Origin of the sequence: uncultured Bradyrhizobium sp., assembly GCF_964252615.1 — a bacterium.
Taxonomy (GTDB): Bacteria; Pseudomonadota; Alphaproteobacteria; order Rhizobiales; family Xanthobacteraceae; genus Bradyrhizobium.
The window spans coordinates 21378-38169 of the sequence record NZ_CAXUNQ010000045.1 but is presented as its reverse complement, the minus strand read 5'-3'; the positions used below and the strand labels follow the sequence as shown (position 1 = coordinate 38169).

The following is a 16792-nucleotide window of genomic DNA, read 5'->3' as shown; positions in this document are numbered from 1 at the left end:
CCCGCACCAGGTCCATCCCGAATTGCCGCGTCCTTGGCGGACGCAGTAGAGCTTTACGCCGAAGGCGGCGAGCGCCGGCGAACCGGACACGCCATAGGCGTTGTGGGGATCCGGGATCAGCGCGTCGTCTCCCCAGTTCACATCGGCAATATAGAATCCGTCATAGGCATAGCGCGAAAATGGGGCATCGATGACACTGCCGACGGTGGCGCCTGGCACGCCGGGCTCGGTTGGCGGCATCACCGTCGTCGGATTCATGCCCGGCGCCGTGGTGGGCACATTCGGATAGAGTTGTTGCCACTGCGCCCAGATCCGATCGTTGTTGGCGTGGTGAAGAAAAAACACCGGGTCGTTCGGCGAGTTGGGAACCGAAGCCATCTGCCCGCCTACCCACCTGTGCATGGTGTCGTGAGGTCCGCTTTCGAGGCCTGTCCGGAAACTGTCGTACTGATCCGCGCGGAACAGGCGCAGGACATCGCTGGTGGTGGTGACCGGCTGTCCTGTCCCGCCAAGATTTCTTTCAAGAACGCTGCCGAATTCGCCGTTGGGAGAGATGGTGATCCATTGCGATGCGACGAACGGTCCATCCGTAACCCCGCTGCGTCCGGTCCCTCCCATCATGCCCGCAGCCCAGAGTTTTCCGATCTGGTTGGGACTGCCCACATCGTTGGTCCAATCCCAGTAAGGCAGGCCGAAGGTGGGATCGTTCATGGCCTCCTGCAGAAGCTCTTCGAAACGCAGCAGGAAGGCGCGGTGCCATGGCAGAAACATCGGCTTGCGGTGAACCGCGTTGATGCTGCTGGCGTGAAGCTGGATCAGTTCGTTATAGTCTCCCGTATTTTTCACCGCTTTGATCGCGGCGACGAATTTGCCAAACTCGTCGTTTGAAAGCGAATAAATGTTTTTCCTGACAATCATCGTAATTGCTCCAATAAATTTCAGCGATGCGTCGCCGCAATTGACAATTTAAAATTGTGCGCACGACAAATAAAACCGAAACCAAAATCGCTTTGTGGCGCAGTTCACACCTCACGGAAGTGTCAGCCCGCAACACGGGCGCATGACGGATGCGCGAGGCCGGCACGCCGATGCCGGCGGACGTTCATCGGCAGAGTCGAGCGCTGGCGACGTCACGCCGATGTTGTCGCCACTCTTGTGCGGCACGACGGGACGAATGGATAACACCGTCATCGCCTGCTTGACCGGGCGGCCCGATATTCGAGCGTGTGGGTGAAGCGCGGTGTGCCACGACAAGCACGCAGAAATCCGCATCACCCGCTTGCGCGGGTGATGCCCGCGGACTGAGCGTTCGCAGATACGACGAACTGTGCGATGAGGACGACGCGATCATCGCCCGGCAGCCGCGAATACTCCCTTGACCCGGCCGCGCCGGGCTATGAGGCGGTGGCGGCGTGTCCGGCCTCGCCCGATGTGCGGGCGCGGACGGAAGGCGTCGTCGCGTGGAGGGCCTGAGCGCGGCAGGCGTGCGGCGACGGCGTCATGGTAAACGATTTGCCTCCCCGCCTTCCGCGAGGATGACGGCTGGAGGGGCCTGCCTTACGTCCCCGCCTTCACCTGGATAATGGCCTGCGCCATCAGTTCGTCCATCTTCGTCCGAAGCTGCGCCGGCGTGATGGCGATGCCCTTGGCGGTCAGATCGCCGGTGACCTTGCGGACCACGTCGCCGTCGCCGGCTTCCTCGAAATCGGCGGCGACGACCTCCCTGGCATAGGCGGCGGCGGCGTCGCCGCTGATTCCGAGCTTTTCGGCCACCCACAATCCCAGCAGCTTGTTGCGGCGCGCTTCGGCCTTGAACTTCTGCTCTTCGTCGAGCGCGAATTTCTTCTCGAAACCTTCCTCGCGCTTGTCAAAACTGCTCATTTTTCAGGTTCCGATCCTATGCCGAAGGCGTGACAGCGGCCGCGTTGCGGCCGACGGCCTGCGCGCCTAGATAACGAGAGAAAAAGGCTAAAACAACAGCCGCGAGGTCGCAGGCAATGGGTAAAACTCGGGCCGAGGGGTGCGGATCGATTGTGCTGCATGATTCAATGGGCTAGGCTGCGATCAGGTCCGGTTCTTGTTTCGTTTCCCGAAAGACGAGGCCTGCACGGCAGCTCCGCTGTGATCGAATCTGTCATAGGAGCCCACCATTTCATGGATTTCAACAACACCCGGTACATCCCAATGAGCCGTCGACGTCGCATTTATGAAGGCAAGGCCAAGGTTCTGTATGAAGGACCGGAGCCGGGAACCCTGATTCAGCATTTCAAGGATGACGCGACCGCGTTCAATGCCAAGAAACATCAGGTGATCGAGGGCAAGGGCGTCCTCAACAACCGGATCTCGGAATACCTGTTTCAGCACCTCAACGATATCGGGGTGCCGACCCATTTCATCCGCCGTCTCAACATGCGCGAGCAGCTGATTCGCGAGGTGGAGATCGTGCCGCTCGAGGTGGTGGTGCGCAACGTCGCGGCCGGATCGCTGTCGCAGCGGCTCGGCATCGAGGAAGGCACCCAGCTGCCGCGTTCGATCATCGAGTTCTATTACAAGAACGACCAGCTCAACGATCCGATGGTGTCGGAAGAGCACATCACCGCGTTCGGCTGGGCCACGCCGCAGGAAATCGACGACATCATGGCGCTGGCGATCCGCGTCAACGATTTCCTCACCGGGCTGTTTCTCGGCATCGGCATCCGCCTCGTCGATTTCAAGATGGAATGCGGCCGGCTGTTCGAGAGCGACATGATGCGGATCATTGTCGCCGACGAGATATCTCCGGATTCGTGCCGGCTGTGGGACATCAAGTCGAACGAGAAGCTCGACAAGGACCGTTTCCGCCGCGACCTCGGCGGCCTCTTGGAGGCCTACACCGAAGTCGCCAAGCGGCTCGGCATCCTGATGGAGAACGAGCGGCCGGCGGGTTCGGGGCCGGTGCTGGTGAAGGGATGATGCGTCCTTCCTGAGACGGCGGCTGCAAAAGCCGCCGTCATGGCCGGGCTTGGCCCGGCCATCCACGTCTTAGTGCTGAGGCGCCGGAAGACGTGGATGTCCCGGACAGGCCCGGGCATGACGCGCGATAGGACGAGACCGGATTTTGTGGATTGAAGATATGAAAGCGCGCGTCACCGTCACCCTGAAGTCCGGCATCCTCGATCCGCAGGGCAAGGCCATCGAAGGCGCGCTGAAATCGCTCGGCGTCGACGGTGTCGCCAGCGTGCGCCAGGGCAAGGTGTTCGACATCGAAATCGCAGGCTCTGACGCGGCCAGGGCGGAGTCGGCGTTGAAAGACGCCGCCGACAAGCTCCTGGCCAATACCGTGATCGAGAATTACCGGATTGATGTCCTGAGCTAGGCGCGCATGATGAAATCCGCCGTCCTCGTCTTTCCCGGAATCAATCGCGAGCGCGACATGGCACGCGCGCTGCGGCTTGTATCAGGGCATGAGCCTGCGATGGTGTGGCATGCCGAGACGGCGCTGCCTGAGGGCACCGACCTCGTCGTGGTGCCCGGCGGATTTTCCTACGGCGATTATTTGCGCTGCGGGGCCATCGCCGCGCGGGCGCCGGTGATGGATGCGGTGCGGGCCTTCGCGGCCGATGGTGGGCTCGTGCTGGGCGTCTGCAACGGCTTTCAGATTCTCTGCGAGTCCGGCCTGTTGCCGGGTGTGCTGATGCGTAATGCGCGGCTGAAATTCATCTGCCACGACGTGCATCTGCGCGTGGAGCGCTCGGACACGCCGTTCACGCGCGGCTATCATGCCGGGCAGGTGATCCGGGTGCCGATCGCGCATGGCGAAGGCAACTACGCCGCCGATGAGGACACCATCCGGCGCCTTGAAGGCGAGGGGCGGGTGCTGTATCGCTACTGTTCGCCCAGCGGCGAAGTCGGCGACACCCACAACATCAACGGCGCGGCGCAATCGATCGCCGGCATCGCCAACGGCGACGGCAACGTGCTCGGCATGATGCCGCATCCGGAAAACCACGTCGAAGACATCATGGGCTGCACCGACGGCCGCGGCCTGTTCGCAGGCCTCGTCGCGCATCTGCAGCGCGCGGCATGACCGCCGTCCTGGCAAGGTTGTTGTCGAGCGCCGCCCTGGCATTCGTCGTGTTGTCGCACGCCGCCCAGGCGCAGGACTACCCCAGGCGTCCCATCACCATGATCGTGCCGTTCGCGGCCGGCGGCGCATCGGATGTCATTGCGCGGACGGTGGCCGAGCAGATGGGCTCGACGCTGGGGCAGACCATCGTGATCGAGAACGTCGCCGGCGCCGGCGGCTCGACGGCGTTGACGCGGGCCGCGCGCGCCGCGCCCGACGGCTACACCATCGCCATCGGCAACGCCGGCACCAATGCGGCGTCCTACACCATCTATCCGATGCTGCCGTTCAAGCCCGACGCCTTCGTACCGGTCGCGATGGTCGCAAAGACCTTTGGCATCGTGGCGCTGCGCAAGGATTTTCCGGCCAAAAACCTTCAGGAATTCCTCGCCTACGCCAAGGCAAATCCGGGCAAGATCAATCTCGGCCATGCCGGGGTCGGCTCGTCGAATTTTCTGATCTGCAAGAGTTTCGTTCAGGCCGCGGGAATCGACGTGACGCTGGTCGGCTACCGCGGCGGCGCACCGGCGCTGACGGACGCGATCGGCGGCCAGATCGACGGCGTCTGCGACAACGCAGCCTCGGTATCGCAGGCGATTGACGACAGGCTGGTGAAGGGCCTTGTGATCGGCTCCTCGGTGCGCCTGGCGACGCTGCCGGATTTGCCGACGTCGGCCGAAGCAGGGTTGCCGGAATTCGAGGCGCAAGGCTGGAACGGGCTGTTCGCGCCAAAGGGTACGCCGCCGGAGATCGTTGCAAAGCTCAATGCGGCCGCACGGACCGCGGTGGAGAACGAGGGCGTGAAGAAGCGCTTTCACGATCTGTCGTCGGTGCCGCCCGACGCCGATGAGTTGATGCCGGAAGTGTTGCAGCAACTGGTGACGCGCGACGTCGAAAAATACCGCAAGCTGCTCGAGCAGAAATAGTCTCGGCGCTCGACCCGGCCGCACCGGGCATTTCGGCAACACTCTCCAGAAAACGTCATGAGCCGACGTTGTTTGACATTGCGTGTGCAGATCGATCGAAAAACACTGGCCCCGTCACCAACATGGCTTCGATGAAGCCCTATAGGAGACGGATCATGGGCCCTCGGCGATTTGCGAAAGCGGCGGCATTGTGCGGAACGGTCGTTCTGGCCGCCTGGTGCGGTGACCGGCTGGGCGCCCGCCCGGCGCTTGTCGAGACCACTGCCGCGCTGCCCGTCGAGCAACGGAGCGCGGCATTTATCACAGCCGGCGTCGAACGCGCCGAGGCACCGCAGCCAGCCGCGATCTGCAGCGCCACTGCGCTCGACGCCGCGCTGGCCGCCGAGCCGGAAACCGCGGTCGCGAACGACACGACGACCGCCGAAAGCGAGCCGAAATTGCTGGTCGAGGCCGCGCCGACCGATTCATCACCGACGCCGGCACCCGAACAGCCGCTGGTGCAGATGGCGTCAGTGGACCCATCCGATCCGCTCCCGATCGACGTCAAGCCGGCGGTTGCAGTCATCGACATTCCCGACGAATGCCTGGACGCCTGCGTCGATCAATACCTGTGGGCGCTTTATCAACGCACCCCGAAGGAGGACAGCCTCAGGGTGCATGAGCGCAGGAAGGTGACGATCCGGCGCAAGGGAAAGATGGTGACGGTGAGCAGAAGCTTTACCAGGCTGGTCGACCAGGACTTCGCCTGGAAGGATCCCGACGCGGCGGAAAAGGCCGGCATGCCGATGATGGACTACGTGATCGGAGGCATGGACCGCAGCTTCAAGACGAAACTCTTTCACACTTTGCGCGCGGCCGAACTGGCCGGATTGTCGCCCGGCATCACCAGCGCGTTTCGCGACGACTATCGCCAATCGATCGCCAGCGGCATGAAGGCGGCGACCGACCGGTCCTATCATGGCGGGAGCTTTCGCGGCGGCTATGGCCACGGGCTTGCGGCCGATGTCGTGAGCGTCGACGGCGCAACACGCGACCGGCGATGGGTCTCCACCGAAAAGTTCTGGAAATGGATCGATGCGCACGGCGGGGAGTTCGGAATCGGACGGCCGTATCTCGGTCGCGATCCGCCGCATGTGGCGCCGATCGACGGCAGGGAATATGCCGCCCACAATCCCGCGATGCGGGCGCACGCGGAGGCGGCCGGCAAAAAGCGCACGCGGTTGGCCGGCGCGAAGATGACCGCCAAACGCAAGATCGTTCAAAGCGCCGCCCATCCCGTCAAGCAAGGTACGATTTCCAATCGTCCGAAAATGGCCATGGCTGAGCCCGGACGCGGCTAGTTGCGCAGGGCGGGTCGGCGCGGAGCGCCGTAACCCGCCGCGTTGCGGCAGCGACCGACTGCGCGGTTCGAGATAGTTTTCAAACTTTTCCCGCGTTAGCCGCTTGAATCCGATCCCCGAGGCCCGGATTGTTGAAACCATGCGTAAAAAGCCCTTTTCCCGTGCGCCTGATGCTGCTTAAGAAGAAGCTTAATCGGCATCCAGCAGCATGATTCCCAACGAGCCGCAGATCACCCCCGAACTCGTCGCTTCGCACGGCCTCAAGCCGGACGAATACGAGCGCATCCTGAAACTGATCGGCCGGGTGCCGAGCTTCACCGAGCTTGGGATCTTCTCGGCGATGTGGAACGAGCACTGTTCCTACAAATCCTCGCGCATCCATCTCAAGGGGCTGCCGACCAGGGCGCCGTGGGTGATCCAGGGTCCCGGCGAGAATGCCGGCGTGATCGACATCGGCGACGGCCAGGCGGTGGTGTTCAAGATGGAGAGCCACAACCATCCGAGCTACATCGAGCCGTATCAGGGCGCCACCACGGGGGTCGGCGGCATCCTGCGCGACGTGTTCACGATGGGCGCGCGGCCGATCGCCTGTCTCAACGCGCTGTCATTCGGCGCGCCGGAGCATCCCAAGACGCGACACCTCGTGTCGGGCGTGGTGGCCGGCGTCGGCGGCTATGGCAATTCATTCGGGGTGCCGACGGTGGGCGGGCAGGTGCGTTTTCATACCCGCTACGACGGCAACATCCTGGTCAACGCCATGGCGGTCGGTCTCGCCGACACCGATAAAATCTTCTACGCGGCGGCGTCGGGCGTCAACATGCCGATCGTCTATCTCGGCTCCAAGACCGGCCGCGACGGCATCCACGGGGCCTCGATGGCGTCGGCCGAGTTCGATGACGACTCCGCCGAGAAGCGGCCGACCGTGCAGGTCGGCGATCCCTTCGCCGAAAAATTGCTGCTGGAGGCCTGCCTCGAAATAATGGCCGCGGATTGCGTGATCGCGATCCAGGATATGGGCGCGGCAGGTCTTACCTGCTCCGCGGTGGAGATGGGCGCCAAGGGCGATCTCGGCGTCGACCTCGATCTTGACGCGGTGCCGACCCGGGAAAGTGGAATGAGCGCCTACGAGATGATGCTCTCGGAAAGCCAGGAGCGCATGCTCATGGTGCTGAAGCCCGAGAAGGAACAACAGGCCGAGGCAATCTTCAGGAAATGGGGGCTCGACTTCGCGGTGGTCGGCACCACCACGCCGAGCAAACGTTTCGTGGTAAAACACGGCGGCGACGTAATGGCCGATCTGCCGATCAAGGAGCTCGGCGACGAGGCGCCGCTGTACGACCGGCCGCATGTGGCGTCGCCGCTGCTGCCCGTCATTCATGCGCGCGACGTGACGGCGCCGGTGGGAATTTTGGCCGCGCTGGCCACATTGATCGCGACGCCGGAGCTATGCTCGAAGCGCTGGGTGTGGGAGCAATACGATCACGTCATCCTCGGCAACACGGTGCAGCGTCCGGGCGGCGATGCCGCGGTGGTGCGGGTTGAGGATGGGCCGAAGGGCCTCGCGCTGACCGTCGACGTCACGCCGCGCTATTGCGAGGCCGATCCATATCAGGGCGGCATGCAGGCGGTGGCGGAGGCCTGGCGCAACATCACCGCGGTCGGCGGGCGACCGCTGGCGATCACCGACAATCTGAATTTCGGCAATCCGGAGCGGCCCGAGATCATGGGCCAGTTGGTCGGCTGTCTGAAGGGCATCTCGGAAGCCTGCCGCGCGCTGGATTTCCCCGTCGTGTCCGGCAACGTCTCGCTCTATAACGAAACTAACGGGCGCGGCATCCTGCCGACACCGTCGATCGGCGGCGTCGGATTGCTCGACGATTTCACCAAATCGGCGACGCTGGCGTTCAAGGCCGACGGCGAAGCGATCCTGCTGATCGGCGACGCCCAGGGCTGGCTCGGCCAGTCGGTGTATTTGCGCGACCTCTGCGGCCGCGAGGAGGGCGCGCCACCGCCGGTCGATCTTGCGGCCGAAAAGCGCAACGGCGACGTAATACGCGGCATGATCCATGCGGGCACCGCCACCGCGGTCCACGATGTCTCCGATGGCGGCTTGCTGATCGCCCTTGCGGAGATGGCAATCGCCGGCGGCATCGGGGCTGCGCTCGACGAAGCGCCGGACGCGATCGTGCCGCATGCCTGGTGGTTTGGCGAAGACCAGGGCCGCTATATCGTGACGGTGAACGAGAAGGATCTGCTCAGCGTATTCACCAAGCTGAAAGCGGTCGAGGTGCCGTGCGTGCAGATCGGTCTCACCGGCGGCAACAGCCTCGCGATCGCCGGCGAGGGCGCGATGCACGTCAAGGCGCTAGGCCATGCCTTCGAAAGCTGGCTGCCGTCCTATATGAGCGGAAAGGGCGGCTGAACGTACCAAACCGTCGTTGCAAGGCGTGAGGCTATGACGCAACCGAATCTTATCGCCGCTTCTGAATTGTTTCGCCGCCGATGGTCGCGGCGGTTATTTCGCCTTGAACAAACCTCGTGTGCCGGGTTGGATATCGTATTACGCATCGCCACCGACCGGCGGCAATATGGTGCTTCACGTCCTTGCAACGACGGTCACAGCACCCGCTGTGATCCCGGTATCTGCCGCAAGCCGGCCGTCAGGGCCCAGCCCGTCGCCAGCGTGACGGCAAGGCCGATTACCACCTTGACGATCGCGGGTAGATCGATGCCGAACAGCCAGTACTGAATCCACAGCGCGAACGCGTAGTGCACCAGAAAGATGCCGTAGGCGTCGCGCTGCAGGGAATCCAGCACGCTCCAGCCGGCGCGTTTGAAACGTAGGAAGAAAGCCAGGATCGCAAACAGGATGGCGGCGCTGAAGGCGGCGAAGAATATCCCGTACAAGAATTCGTACCAGTGCGGCAGCAGGCCGGGATTACCTAAAATCTCGCGCTTGACGGCGATCAGCACCCACAGCGCGCCATACGGAATGAGGGTCGCGACGGCCCAGCTCCATCCGCTGTTTGCCAGCCGGCCGTTCGCGCCGAGCAGCCCGCGTTCGAAATTTGCAGCGCCGATGCCGGCGCCGATGAAGAAATAGGACGCGTATAACAGGATGCGGCTGGCCTGCACGGAAAACGGTCCGAACTCGAACCAGTGGTTGACTCCGAAATAGAGCCGCGACGAGACGTAGACAATCACCGTCACCGCGAACAGGAACAGGAAAAAATCGACCGGTTTGTCGAAGCCCCGGATCGACAGGCGGTTGATCGGGTCGAGCAGGTTCGGCGACAGCCGGTACAGCAGGCTCGCGGTCAGATCGAATGCCAACAGCACCCACAGGAACCAGAGCGGACCGCTCGGCCACGGGCCGACGGTGACGGTCTTCCGCCAGAACTCTGCGAAACTGCTGTCCGGGTGCTGTCGCAGCTCGATCGCATAATATGCGATCGGAATGACGGTGAATGCGGCAATCAAAAACGGCAGGCCGAGCCGAAGCAGGCGGTCGAGAAAAAACCATCCCGGGGATTTGTGGCGAAGACTCGGCCAGACGAACAGGCCGGAGAGTAAAAAGAACATCGCCATGAAAAAGCTGTCGGTGGCTAGCACGATGGCGTCGAAACCGATCCAGGAGGCGGGGTCGGTATGGCCGAAATAAGTGTAGGGGATCACCGCGTGGTGGACGAGAACGACAATGGTGAGGAAGGTGCGCGCGCGATCCAGCGAGAGATTGCGGCTGACCGCCCTTGGCGCGCTGCGGACTTCTGCCGATGCGTCCGATTGTGAAATCGATATCATGACGCCCCGCCAAGGTTGCATGCGCATGTTGCAGCCGGAGGCCACGTTCGACAAGAGCCAAAGTTCAAAATCGGGAACTATCCTGCCGGTGCGTTGTTGTGGCCATCGCAAGGCAATGGAGCGGACCGATGACAATTCTGAAATGGGCGCTGATCTTTTTCCTGGTGTCGGTGGTCGCCGGCATACTTGGCTTCACTGGAATTTCCGCGGCATCTGCGGACGTCGCCCGCTTCCTGTTTTATGTCTTCGTCGTGATCTTCCTGGTGCTGCTGATCCTCGGGCTTACGATCTTCAGGGCGTAACAGCGCAGGCCGGATTGGCGGAGCGTATTCCGGCTCGCGGTCGCGCTCCGCTGATCCGCCCTGCCACTGTCATCAGGCTTCACACCTCCTCGATGGTGACCTTGTCCGGATAAAATGCCAGATGGCCGGCAATTTCCGCCATCGCCGGGAACGGCGTCTCGTAGGTCCAGATCGAATTCTCGTAAGCCTTGCCGCCCGCGGTCACGCTGAAATAGCTCGCGTCGCCCTTGTAGGGGCAGTGCGTGGTCCGGTCGGTGCGCGACAGCAGCGCCATATTGGCGTCCTGGCGGGGGATATAGTGGACCGCTGGATAACTTGCCTCTTTTAAAGTCAATGCGTGGGTGGTGTCGGCGAGGACGACGCCGCCGGCGGAAACCCGGACGCGGTTCGGGTTTGGCGTGATGGCGATGGGATGGTCGGGGCCCGGGATTTTCATGATCAGCCTTTTCGACAGCGGATATTTTTGATCAAATGTGCAGTCGGGACGGGCTTTGAAAGGGGCGAGCGGCGGATATAATGTAAGGGGGCGCGTGACGGCGGCTGGTGTCCGCGTTAGGTTCGCGTGTCGCCGCGGCAATGGCCGGCCGCGATTCGGGGTAGGTGGGAGAAGCTGATGCCGATGGACGCCCGGGATATCGAAACCATGATCAAGGCCGCGATTCCCGATGCGGAGGTGACGATTCGCGATCTTGCCGGCGATGGCGACCATTACGCGGCGACGGTGATTTCCGAATCGTTCCGCGGCAAATCCCGCGTCCAGCAGCACCAGATCGTCTATCAGTCGCTGCGGGGCCAGATGGGCGGCGTGCTTCACGCGCTGGCGCTGCAGACCGGAGTGCCGGAAGGTTAGCTTCGGTACGGGAACGCGCGAATGGCGGCGAACATCGAACGCGGCGCGCTGTATCGTCAAGTCGCGCCGCATCGGCATAGCCGCGTCGCCGAACTGTTCTTCGATCTGGTATTCGTTTTCGCGGTGACGCAGATTTCCCACACGCTGCTCGGCCGGCTCACGCCGCAGCGCGATCATGGTCATCGTCGCGGTGTGGGAATCGATTTCGCTGCAACCGGACGCGGTGGAAACTGAAGCGTAGGGCGGGTCATGCGCACGGCGCGTAACCCGCCACAATGACTTGCAACGGCGATCGCCGGTGGGTTACGGGCTTTCGCGCTGATCCACCCGACGGATCCTGCAGGCCTGATAGGACGCATCATGGAAAGCAAGGCGGAGAGAAAGGCGCGATTGCGGAAGGCGGCCGGCGAGGCGATCCTGGGTGCCATCGAAACCGGCGGCGATCCGTTCGACCTGATGATGGAAGCCACCGGTGAAGGTAGCAACATATGCGTTCCTTATGTCCAGCAGCATCCGTTCTTTTCCGAGAAACGGCGGCTGTTCAAGACGGCCGAGGATCGCAAGCGCGACCGCGACGAAGCAGCGCTCGCCGCCGAACCCGGTCCGATCGTCTGGGTTCGCCGCCAGTTCGACGATCATCGGCACGCCGCCTATCGGATGCAGGACATGCGCGGCTGGCATTGGTCCAACATCAGCGGCGGCGTGCAACACCGCGCCAACCGGTATTATCTGCACGCCTACGTCATGTGCGATGGCATGATCGCGGGCGAATTGGCGCATAGCTGCGAACATGGTCCGCCGCCGCACCGCATCAAGGTCTGCATCACAAGAAAGGGCAATGAAAAATTCTGGCACACGATCCGGGAGAACACACCGGCGGCCCCTGCTTTGGTTTCGCGGGCCAGACGTTAGCGCAGGCTGGGCAAAGCGACCGCATGCGAACGTGTCCGGCCGTGTGCCGCTATCCGACACGGCGTGCGAATGTACGATGATGGGCCCGGCGCAACGGCCTTTGCCTGCCTGGGATTTTGCTTACGCTATGGCGCGCCGCGCTTCACTCCGCTGCCACCAGCGCGTGAACCGAGAACATGGCGTCGGCATCGGTCCATGACGCGCGCGGCGTCCAGCCCGAGCCGCGCGCAAGGGCGGTGAAGCGGGCCAGGCTGTATTTGTAGCTGTTCTCGGTATGGATGCTCTCGCCGGCGCGGAACGCAAAGCTGCGACCCAGGATCCGCACGGTCTGCGCCTTGCGGCTGATCAGGTGCATCTCGATGCGGTGGCGCTCGCGGTTGTAGATCGCGCGGTGGGTGAAGGCAGAAAGATCGAGATTGCCGCCGAGCTCCTGGTTGATGCGGACCAGCACATTGAGGTTGAAGCGCGCGGTCACGCCGGCAGCGTCGTTATAGGCATCGTACAACGCCCGTTCGTCCTTTTCGAGATCGACGCCGATGATCATCTGCGCGCCAGGACCAAGGATATCGCGTGCGCTGCGCAGGAAAGCGCATGCTTCATGGGGTTCGAAATTGCCCAGCGTCGAGCCGGGAAAAAATCCGACCTTCGGCATCGCGTCCACGGCGGCCGGCAGCGCAAAGGATGCGGTAAAATCCGCCGTCACCGGATAAACGCCAAGCGCCGGAAAATCGGCGGCGAGCATGCGGGCCTGCGCGTTGAGGAAGTCGCCCGATATATCCACCGGCACATAGGCGCTGAAGCTGCATTGATCGAGCAGCAGCCGGACTTTGGTAGTGGAACCCGCGCCGAATTCCACCAGCGCCGCGCCTGGCGGGATCAGGCTGGCTATCTCTTTCGCCCGGTCGCGCAGAATGCCGAGTTCAGTCCGGGTCGGATAATATTCCGGCAGCAGCGTGATCTGCTCGAACAGCTCGGAGCCGGCGGCATCGTAGAAATATTTCGGCGACAGCCGCTTGGGATGTTTCGTGAGGCCTTCCACCACATCGCGGGCAAACGCCGAGGTCCGGTGATCAAGGCGATGCGCTTGTGCCGAAGCGGCAGCATGCATATTCATGACGGTCTCCTCGGCGCGTCGAACGCGGTTACATGTCAATCAGGCGCCGTAATCGGCGAGGCGCAGTCCGGTGAATTGCCAGCGATGGTGCGGATAAAAGAAGTTGCGATAGGTGAGCCGGCTGTGTCCGTCCGGGGTCGCCAGCGACGAGCCGCGCAGCACCATCTGGTTGACCATGAACTTGCCGTTGTATTCGCCAAGTGCGCCTTCGACCGCGCGGTAACCGGGGTAGGGCGCGTAAGCACTGCGGGTCCATTGCCAGACCATGCCGAAGGCATCGCTGAGCCCTCCTGTGCGGGCCGCGACTTCCCACTCCATTTCGGTGGGCAGATGCTTGCCGCTCCAGCGGGCAAACGCATCGGCCTCGTAATAGCTGACGTGGCACACCGGCGCCAAGGGATCGAGTGGCTGTAATCCGCCCAATGTCATGGCTCGCCAGTGGCCGTCGATCTTTCGCCAGTGGCCGGGCGCCTGCCAGTCTTCACTGCCGGCCGCGGCATAGCCGTCCATCAGCCACAGCGTCGGTCTGCGGTAGCCGCCGTCATCGATGAATTCGAGCCAATCGGCATTGGTGACGAGACGACGCGCCAGTTTCACAGGGCCGACCAGCGCGCGATGAGAAGGTTTTTCGTTGTCGAAATGGAAGCTGTCCCCGGCGTGGCCGACGGTGTGGATGCCCTCCTTGAGAACAACCCATTCGCCGCCGCCGCGGGAGGAAGCCGGAAATCTCCAGTCCGGGTCGTAAGCGGGCGGAATCGGATTCTGCGCGAAAGCGTGCAGGATGTCGGTCAGCATCAATTCCTGATGCTGCTGCTCGTGGTTGAAACCGACTTCCAGCAGCGGCACCAGGCCGGCCAGCGTGCCCTCATCCGTTTCGTGGAAGAATTTCACCACGGCGGCATCGACATGCCGGCGGTAGGCGGTGACTTCCTCGGCGCCGGGCCGGGTCAGGTGGCCGCGCTGATGCCGGGCGTGGCGGGGGCCGGCGCTGACGTAATAGGAATTGAACAGATAGGCATAATCGGGATGGAACGGGGTATAGTCCTGACCATATGCGCCGAGCAGAAATTGCTCGAAGAACCAGGTGGTGTGGGCACGGTGCCATTTCGCCGGGCTGGCGTCCGGCATCGACTGCACAAGCTGGTCCTCGGGCGAAAGGGGAGCAGCGCGGCGTTCGGTTTCGTTACGTACGGCGAGGTACGTCTCGGTCAGTTTCTCGGCGAGAGTCGCGGCATCGGAGAACAGTGACGTGCCGGAGGCGGTCAACGGGGCCGCGGCGGATGCTAGGTTCGTCACGACAATCTCCCATTTGGAGGAAAACGTTGTTCTGACGGATGGGTTCCAAACGCAGCCTGTCCTAGATAGGTGCCCCGGCCCAGGATAAAAGCCTCGCCCCGGCCATGTTTGGGGCGCGTCGGCTTTGCCCCACCCCTTGGAGGCGCGGCTGCTTTTCGGGTCGAGGGTGCATGCCAGCTCCCCGCCATTTTACTTTGGATAGCCACGGTTTCGCGCTACATATAGGGCGAGCAACTGATTGACGGTCGTCGCCGGCCCGCCCGCATGCCGCAAAGGACACGAATATGAGCATTGAGCAATTCATCGACAACGAAGTGAAGTCGAACGACGTCGTGCTGTTCATGAAAGGCACGCCGCAGTTTCCGCAGTGCGGATTTTCCGGCCAGGTGGTTCAGATCCTCGACCACGTCGGCGTCGGCTACAAAGGCCTGAACGTGCTCGAATCCGCCGATCTGCGGGACGGCATCAAGACCTACTCCAACTGGCCGACCATTCCGCAGCTCTATGTCAAGGGCGAATTCATCGGCGGCTGCGACATCATCCGCGAGATGTTCCAGGCCGGTGAGCTGCAGCAGCTTCTTGCCGACAAGGGCGTGCCGACGGCCGCACCGGCTTCTGCCTGAACGACGCGCTTCTATCGTCCTCCGCGAAGGCGGGGACCCATAACCACCACCGTGGTGATGCGAAAGCCTTTCGCCACCTGCGAAAAGCGAGCTTCGCGCGCACGCCTTTCCGTGGGTTATGGGCCCTTCGCGAGGAACAGGACCGACGCTAACGGGGTAGGGCGATGAAGCGAGGTGTTGTCTGGTCGTTTGCGTGTGCCGCACTGCTGACCGGTGCCGCAGCCATCGGTCCCGCCCTGGCGGAAGGCACTTTCGATATTCCCGCGGGCGCGCATTTCAACCCGCAAAAGCTCGAACGGGTCACTGAATTTTTCAAGAACGAAGTTGCCAACGGCAAGATTCCCGGCGCCATCGTCCTGATCCAGCAGCATGGCCAGCCGGTCTATTTCGAAAAATTCGGCGTGCGCGACGTCGCAACCATGCAGCCGATGACCGACGACACGATTTTCACGGTGTTCTCGATGTCGAAACCCGTGACCAGCGTCGCCGCGATGATGCTGATCGACGAGGGCAAGCTCAAGCTCGACGATCCGGTTTCGAAATACATCCCCTCCTTCGCGGACGCCAAGGTCGGCGTGGAGATGAAGGCCGAGAACGGCGAAAAGAAGCTCGAGCTGGAGCCGCTGAAAAGCCCGATCACTATTCTGGACCTGATGCGGCATACGTCAGGCATCACCTATGGTTTCTATGGCGACAGCCTGGTCCGCAAGGCCTATGCCAACGCGCTGATCTATGGCGGCGACTTCGACAACGCCGAATTTGCCGAGCGCATCGCAAAGCTTCCGCTGGCCGAGCAGCCGGGGACGCTGTGGGACTACGGCCATTCCACCGACGTGCTGGGCCGCGTCGTCGAGGTGATTTCGGGGCAATCGTTGCTGCAGTTCGAGAAAGAACGGTTGCTCGAACCGCTCGGCATGCGCGACACGGATTTTTACGTCAGCGACCCGGCCAAGCTGACGCGGCTCGCAGAGCCGCTGCCGACCGATAATAACTTTCGCGTCGGCAACGATCGCAACGCAAAACGGCGGATGAAATGGGAATCCGGCGGCGGCGGCATGGTTTCGACCATCGTGGATTTTGCCCGTTTCTCGCAAATGCTGCTCAACGGCGGCATGCTGGACGGCAAGCCATATCTCAGTCCGCAGGCATTCGATCTGATGGCGGCCGACCACGTCGGCCCGAATTCCGGCGTGGCACGCGATTACTTCTATTTTCCGGGCGACGGCTTCGGCTTCGGCCTCGGTTTCGGCGTTCGTACCGATCCCGGCAACGCCAGGCCGCCGCCGCCGGGCTCGCTGGGAGAATTGAAATGGGACGGCGCCAGCGGCTGCTATTTCATCGTCGACCGCAAGCTGGACATGTTCTTCATCCTGATGGAGCAGACCCCATCGGAGCGCCAGCGCATCCAGCCGGCGCTGAAAAAGCTGATCTATGAGGCCATGGAGAATTGAGGGCGTTCAGCCCGGGTGGAGCGAAGCGCAGCTTCGGAATCCATCCGCACGGAAGCACCCAGGTTTCGTAAG

The 16792-nt window shown here is 62.6% G+C and carries 17 protein-coding genes and 1 pseudogene; 12 read left to right on the top strand and 6 right to left on the bottom strand.

Going from position 1 to position 16792, the window contains the following annotated elements; genetic code table 11:
• On the bottom strand, positions 1-918 hold a 918-nt coding region (locus ACFE72_RS19165; RefSeq protein WP_375414699.1), incomplete at its 3' end, for a tyrosinase family protein.
• Positions 919-1557: 639 nt separating this feature from the next.
• The gene (locus tag ACFE72_RS19160) at positions 1558-1881 is read right to left on the bottom strand and encodes a DUF1476 domain-containing protein (protein ID WP_375414698.1); all 324 of its coding nucleotides are present in this window, start codon (positions 1879-1881) and stop codon (positions 1558-1560) included.
• 303 nt (positions 1882-2184) lie between these two features.
• Here ACFE72_RS19160 and purC point away from each other — a divergent pair, with 303 nt between their 5' ends.
• The 6 genes from purC (at position 2185) to purL (ending at position 8793) form a co-directional block, all read left to right on the top strand.
• Positions 2185-2952 carry a phosphoribosylaminoimidazolesuccinocarboxamide synthase gene (gene purC, locus ACFE72_RS19155; RefSeq protein ID WP_375414697.1) on the top strand — a complete coding sequence of 256 codons (768 nt, stop codon included), beginning with the start codon at positions 2185-2187 and terminating at the stop codon, positions 2950-2952.
• 160 nt (positions 2953-3112) lie between these two features.
• Positions 3113-3355, top strand: a complete 243-nt coding sequence (gene purS / locus ACFE72_RS19150) for a phosphoribosylformylglycinamidine synthase subunit PurS (protein WP_375414696.1) — start codon at positions 3113-3115, stop codon at positions 3353-3355.
• A gap of 9 nt (positions 3356-3364) precedes the next feature.
• Positions 3365-4066 (top strand): phosphoribosylformylglycinamidine synthase subunit PurQ, encoded by a 702-nt coding sequence (purQ, locus tag ACFE72_RS19145; RefSeq protein WP_375414695.1) that lies wholly within the window; start codon positions 3365-3367, stop codon positions 4064-4066.
• Positions 4063-5031, top strand: a complete 969-nt coding sequence (locus ACFE72_RS19140) for a tripartite tricarboxylate transporter substrate-binding protein (RefSeq protein ID WP_375414694.1) — start codon at positions 4063-4065, stop codon at positions 5029-5031. The genes purQ and ACFE72_RS19140 overlap by 4 nt, the downstream gene beginning before the upstream one ends.
• 155 nt (positions 5032-5186) lie before the next feature.
• On the top strand, positions 5187-6371 hold the full coding sequence (locus ACFE72_RS19135; protein WP_375414693.1) for a peptidase M15: 1185 nt from the start codon (positions 5187-5189) through the stop codon (positions 6369-6371).
• Positions 6372-6582: 211 nt separating this feature from the next.
• Complete coding sequence (purL, locus tag ACFE72_RS19130; RefSeq protein WP_375414705.1) at positions 6583-8793, top strand: phosphoribosylformylglycinamidine synthase subunit PurL; 2211 nt, start codon at positions 6583-6585, stop codon at positions 8791-8793.
• Between the two features lie 194 nt (positions 8794-8987).
• On the opposite strand, the gene ACFE72_RS19125 is transcribed toward purL, so the two are convergent.
• Entirely contained in the window at positions 8988-10172 is a 1185-nt protein-coding gene (locus tag ACFE72_RS19125; RefSeq protein WP_375414692.1) for an acyltransferase, read from the bottom strand.
• Between the two features lie 128 nt (positions 10173-10300).
• Between ACFE72_RS19125 and ACFE72_RS19120 the strand changes: the two genes are divergently transcribed.
• Positions 10301-10474: a DUF1328 domain-containing protein gene (locus tag ACFE72_RS19120; RefSeq protein WP_375414691.1), complete on the top strand. Its 174-nt coding sequence runs from the start codon at positions 10301-10303 to the stop codon at positions 10472-10474.
• A gap of 79 nt (positions 10475-10553) precedes the next feature.
• Here the strand turns inward: ACFE72_RS19120 and ACFE72_RS19115 are convergent, their stop codons facing one another.
• The gene (locus ACFE72_RS19115) at positions 10554-10910 is read right to left on the bottom strand and encodes a DUF427 domain-containing protein (protein ID WP_375414690.1); all 357 of its coding nucleotides are present in this window, start codon (positions 10908-10910) and stop codon (positions 10554-10556) included.
• 177 nt (positions 10911-11087) lie between these two features.
• Between ACFE72_RS19115 and ACFE72_RS19110 the strand changes: the two genes are divergently transcribed.
• The 3 genes and pseudogenes from ACFE72_RS19110 (at position 11088) to ACFE72_RS19100 (ending at position 12236) form a co-directional block, all read left to right on the top strand.
• Positions 11088-11324, top strand: coding sequence for a BolA family protein (locus tag ACFE72_RS19110; protein WP_375414689.1), 237 nt, complete (start codon positions 11088-11090; stop codon positions 11322-11324).
• A gap of 21 nt (positions 11325-11345) precedes the next feature.
• Positions 11346-11489, top strand: a pseudogene (locus ACFE72_RS19105) (low temperature requirement protein A); the annotation flags it as partial.
• 195 nt (positions 11490-11684) lie between these two features.
• A complete protein-coding gene (locus tag ACFE72_RS19100; protein ID WP_375414688.1) occupies positions 11685-12236 on the top strand; it encodes a hypothetical protein in 552 nt (183 codons plus the stop codon).
• A gap of 142 nt (positions 12237-12378) precedes the next feature.
• Here the strand turns inward: ACFE72_RS19100 and egtD are convergent, their stop codons facing one another.
• On the bottom strand, positions 12379-13350 hold the full coding sequence (gene egtD, locus ACFE72_RS19095; protein ID WP_375414687.1) for an L-histidine N(alpha)-methyltransferase: 972 nt from the start codon (positions 13348-13350) through the stop codon (positions 12379-12381).
• A 39-nt stretch (positions 13351-13389) separates the two neighbouring features.
• The gene (gene egtB, locus ACFE72_RS19090; protein WP_375414686.1) at positions 13390-14646 is read right to left on the bottom strand and encodes an ergothioneine biosynthesis protein EgtB; all 1257 of its coding nucleotides are present in this window, start codon (positions 14644-14646) and stop codon (positions 13390-13392) included.
• A 284-nt stretch (positions 14647-14930) separates the two neighbouring features.
• Here egtB and grxD point away from each other — a divergent pair, with 284 nt between their 5' ends.
• Positions 14931-15269: a Grx4 family monothiol glutaredoxin gene (gene grxD / locus ACFE72_RS19085; RefSeq protein ID WP_375414685.1), complete on the top strand. Its 339-nt coding sequence runs from the start codon at positions 14931-14933 to the stop codon at positions 15267-15269.
• A gap of 164 nt (positions 15270-15433) precedes the next feature.
• The gene (locus tag ACFE72_RS19080; RefSeq protein WP_375414684.1) at positions 15434-16720 is read left to right on the top strand and encodes a serine hydrolase domain-containing protein; all 1287 of its coding nucleotides are present in this window, start codon (positions 15434-15436) and stop codon (positions 16718-16720) included.
• Positions 16721-16792 lie beyond the last annotated feature (72 nt).

Excerpts from the sequence above, each read along its gene's own strand:
- ACFE72_RS19160 (WP_375414698.1), bottom strand. The coding sequence starts at position 1,881 with ATGAGCAGTTTTGACAAGCGCGAGGAAGGTTTCGAGAAGAAATTCGCG.
- purC (WP_375414697.1), top strand. The coding sequence starts at position 2,185 with ATGAGCCGTCGACGTCGCATTTATGAAGGCAAGGCCAAGGTTCTGTAT.
- purS (WP_375414696.1), top strand. The coding sequence starts at position 3,113 with ATGAAAGCGCGCGTCACCGTCACCCTGAAGTCCGGCATCCTCGATCCG.
- purQ (WP_375414695.1), top strand. The coding sequence starts at position 3,365 with ATGAAATCCGCCGTCCTCGTCTTTCCCGGAATCAATCGCGAGCGCGAC.
- ACFE72_RS19140 (WP_375414694.1), top strand. The coding sequence starts at position 4,063 with ATGACCGCCGTCCTGGCAAGGTTGTTGTCGAGCGCCGCCCTGGCATTC.
- ACFE72_RS19135 (WP_375414693.1), top strand. The coding sequence starts at position 5,187 with ATGGGCCCTCGGCGATTTGCGAAAGCGGCGGCATTGTGCGGAACGGTC.
- ACFE72_RS19125 (WP_375414692.1), bottom strand. The coding sequence starts at position 10,172 with ATGATATCGATTTCACAATCGGACGCATCGGCAGAAGTCCGCAGCGCG.
- ACFE72_RS19120 (WP_375414691.1), top strand. The coding sequence starts at position 10,301 with ATGACAATTCTGAAATGGGCGCTGATCTTTTTCCTGGTGTCGGTGGTC.
- ACFE72_RS19115 (WP_375414690.1), bottom strand. The coding sequence starts at position 10,910 with ATGAAAATCCCGGGCCCCGACCATCCCATCGCCATCACGCCAAACCCG.
- ACFE72_RS19110 (WP_375414689.1), top strand. The coding sequence starts at position 11,088 with ATGCCGATGGACGCCCGGGATATCGAAACCATGATCAAGGCCGCGATT.
- ACFE72_RS19100 (WP_375414688.1), top strand. The coding sequence starts at position 11,685 with ATGGAAAGCAAGGCGGAGAGAAAGGCGCGATTGCGGAAGGCGGCCGGC.
- egtD (WP_375414687.1), bottom strand. The coding sequence starts at position 13,350 with ATGAATATGCATGCTGCCGCTTCGGCACAAGCGCATCGCCTTGATCAC.
- grxD (WP_375414685.1), top strand. The coding sequence starts at position 14,931 with ATGAGCATTGAGCAATTCATCGACAACGAAGTGAAGTCGAACGACGTC.
- ACFE72_RS19080 (WP_375414684.1), top strand. The coding sequence starts at position 15,434 with ATGAAGCGAGGTGTTGTCTGGTCGTTTGCGTGTGCCGCACTGCTGACC.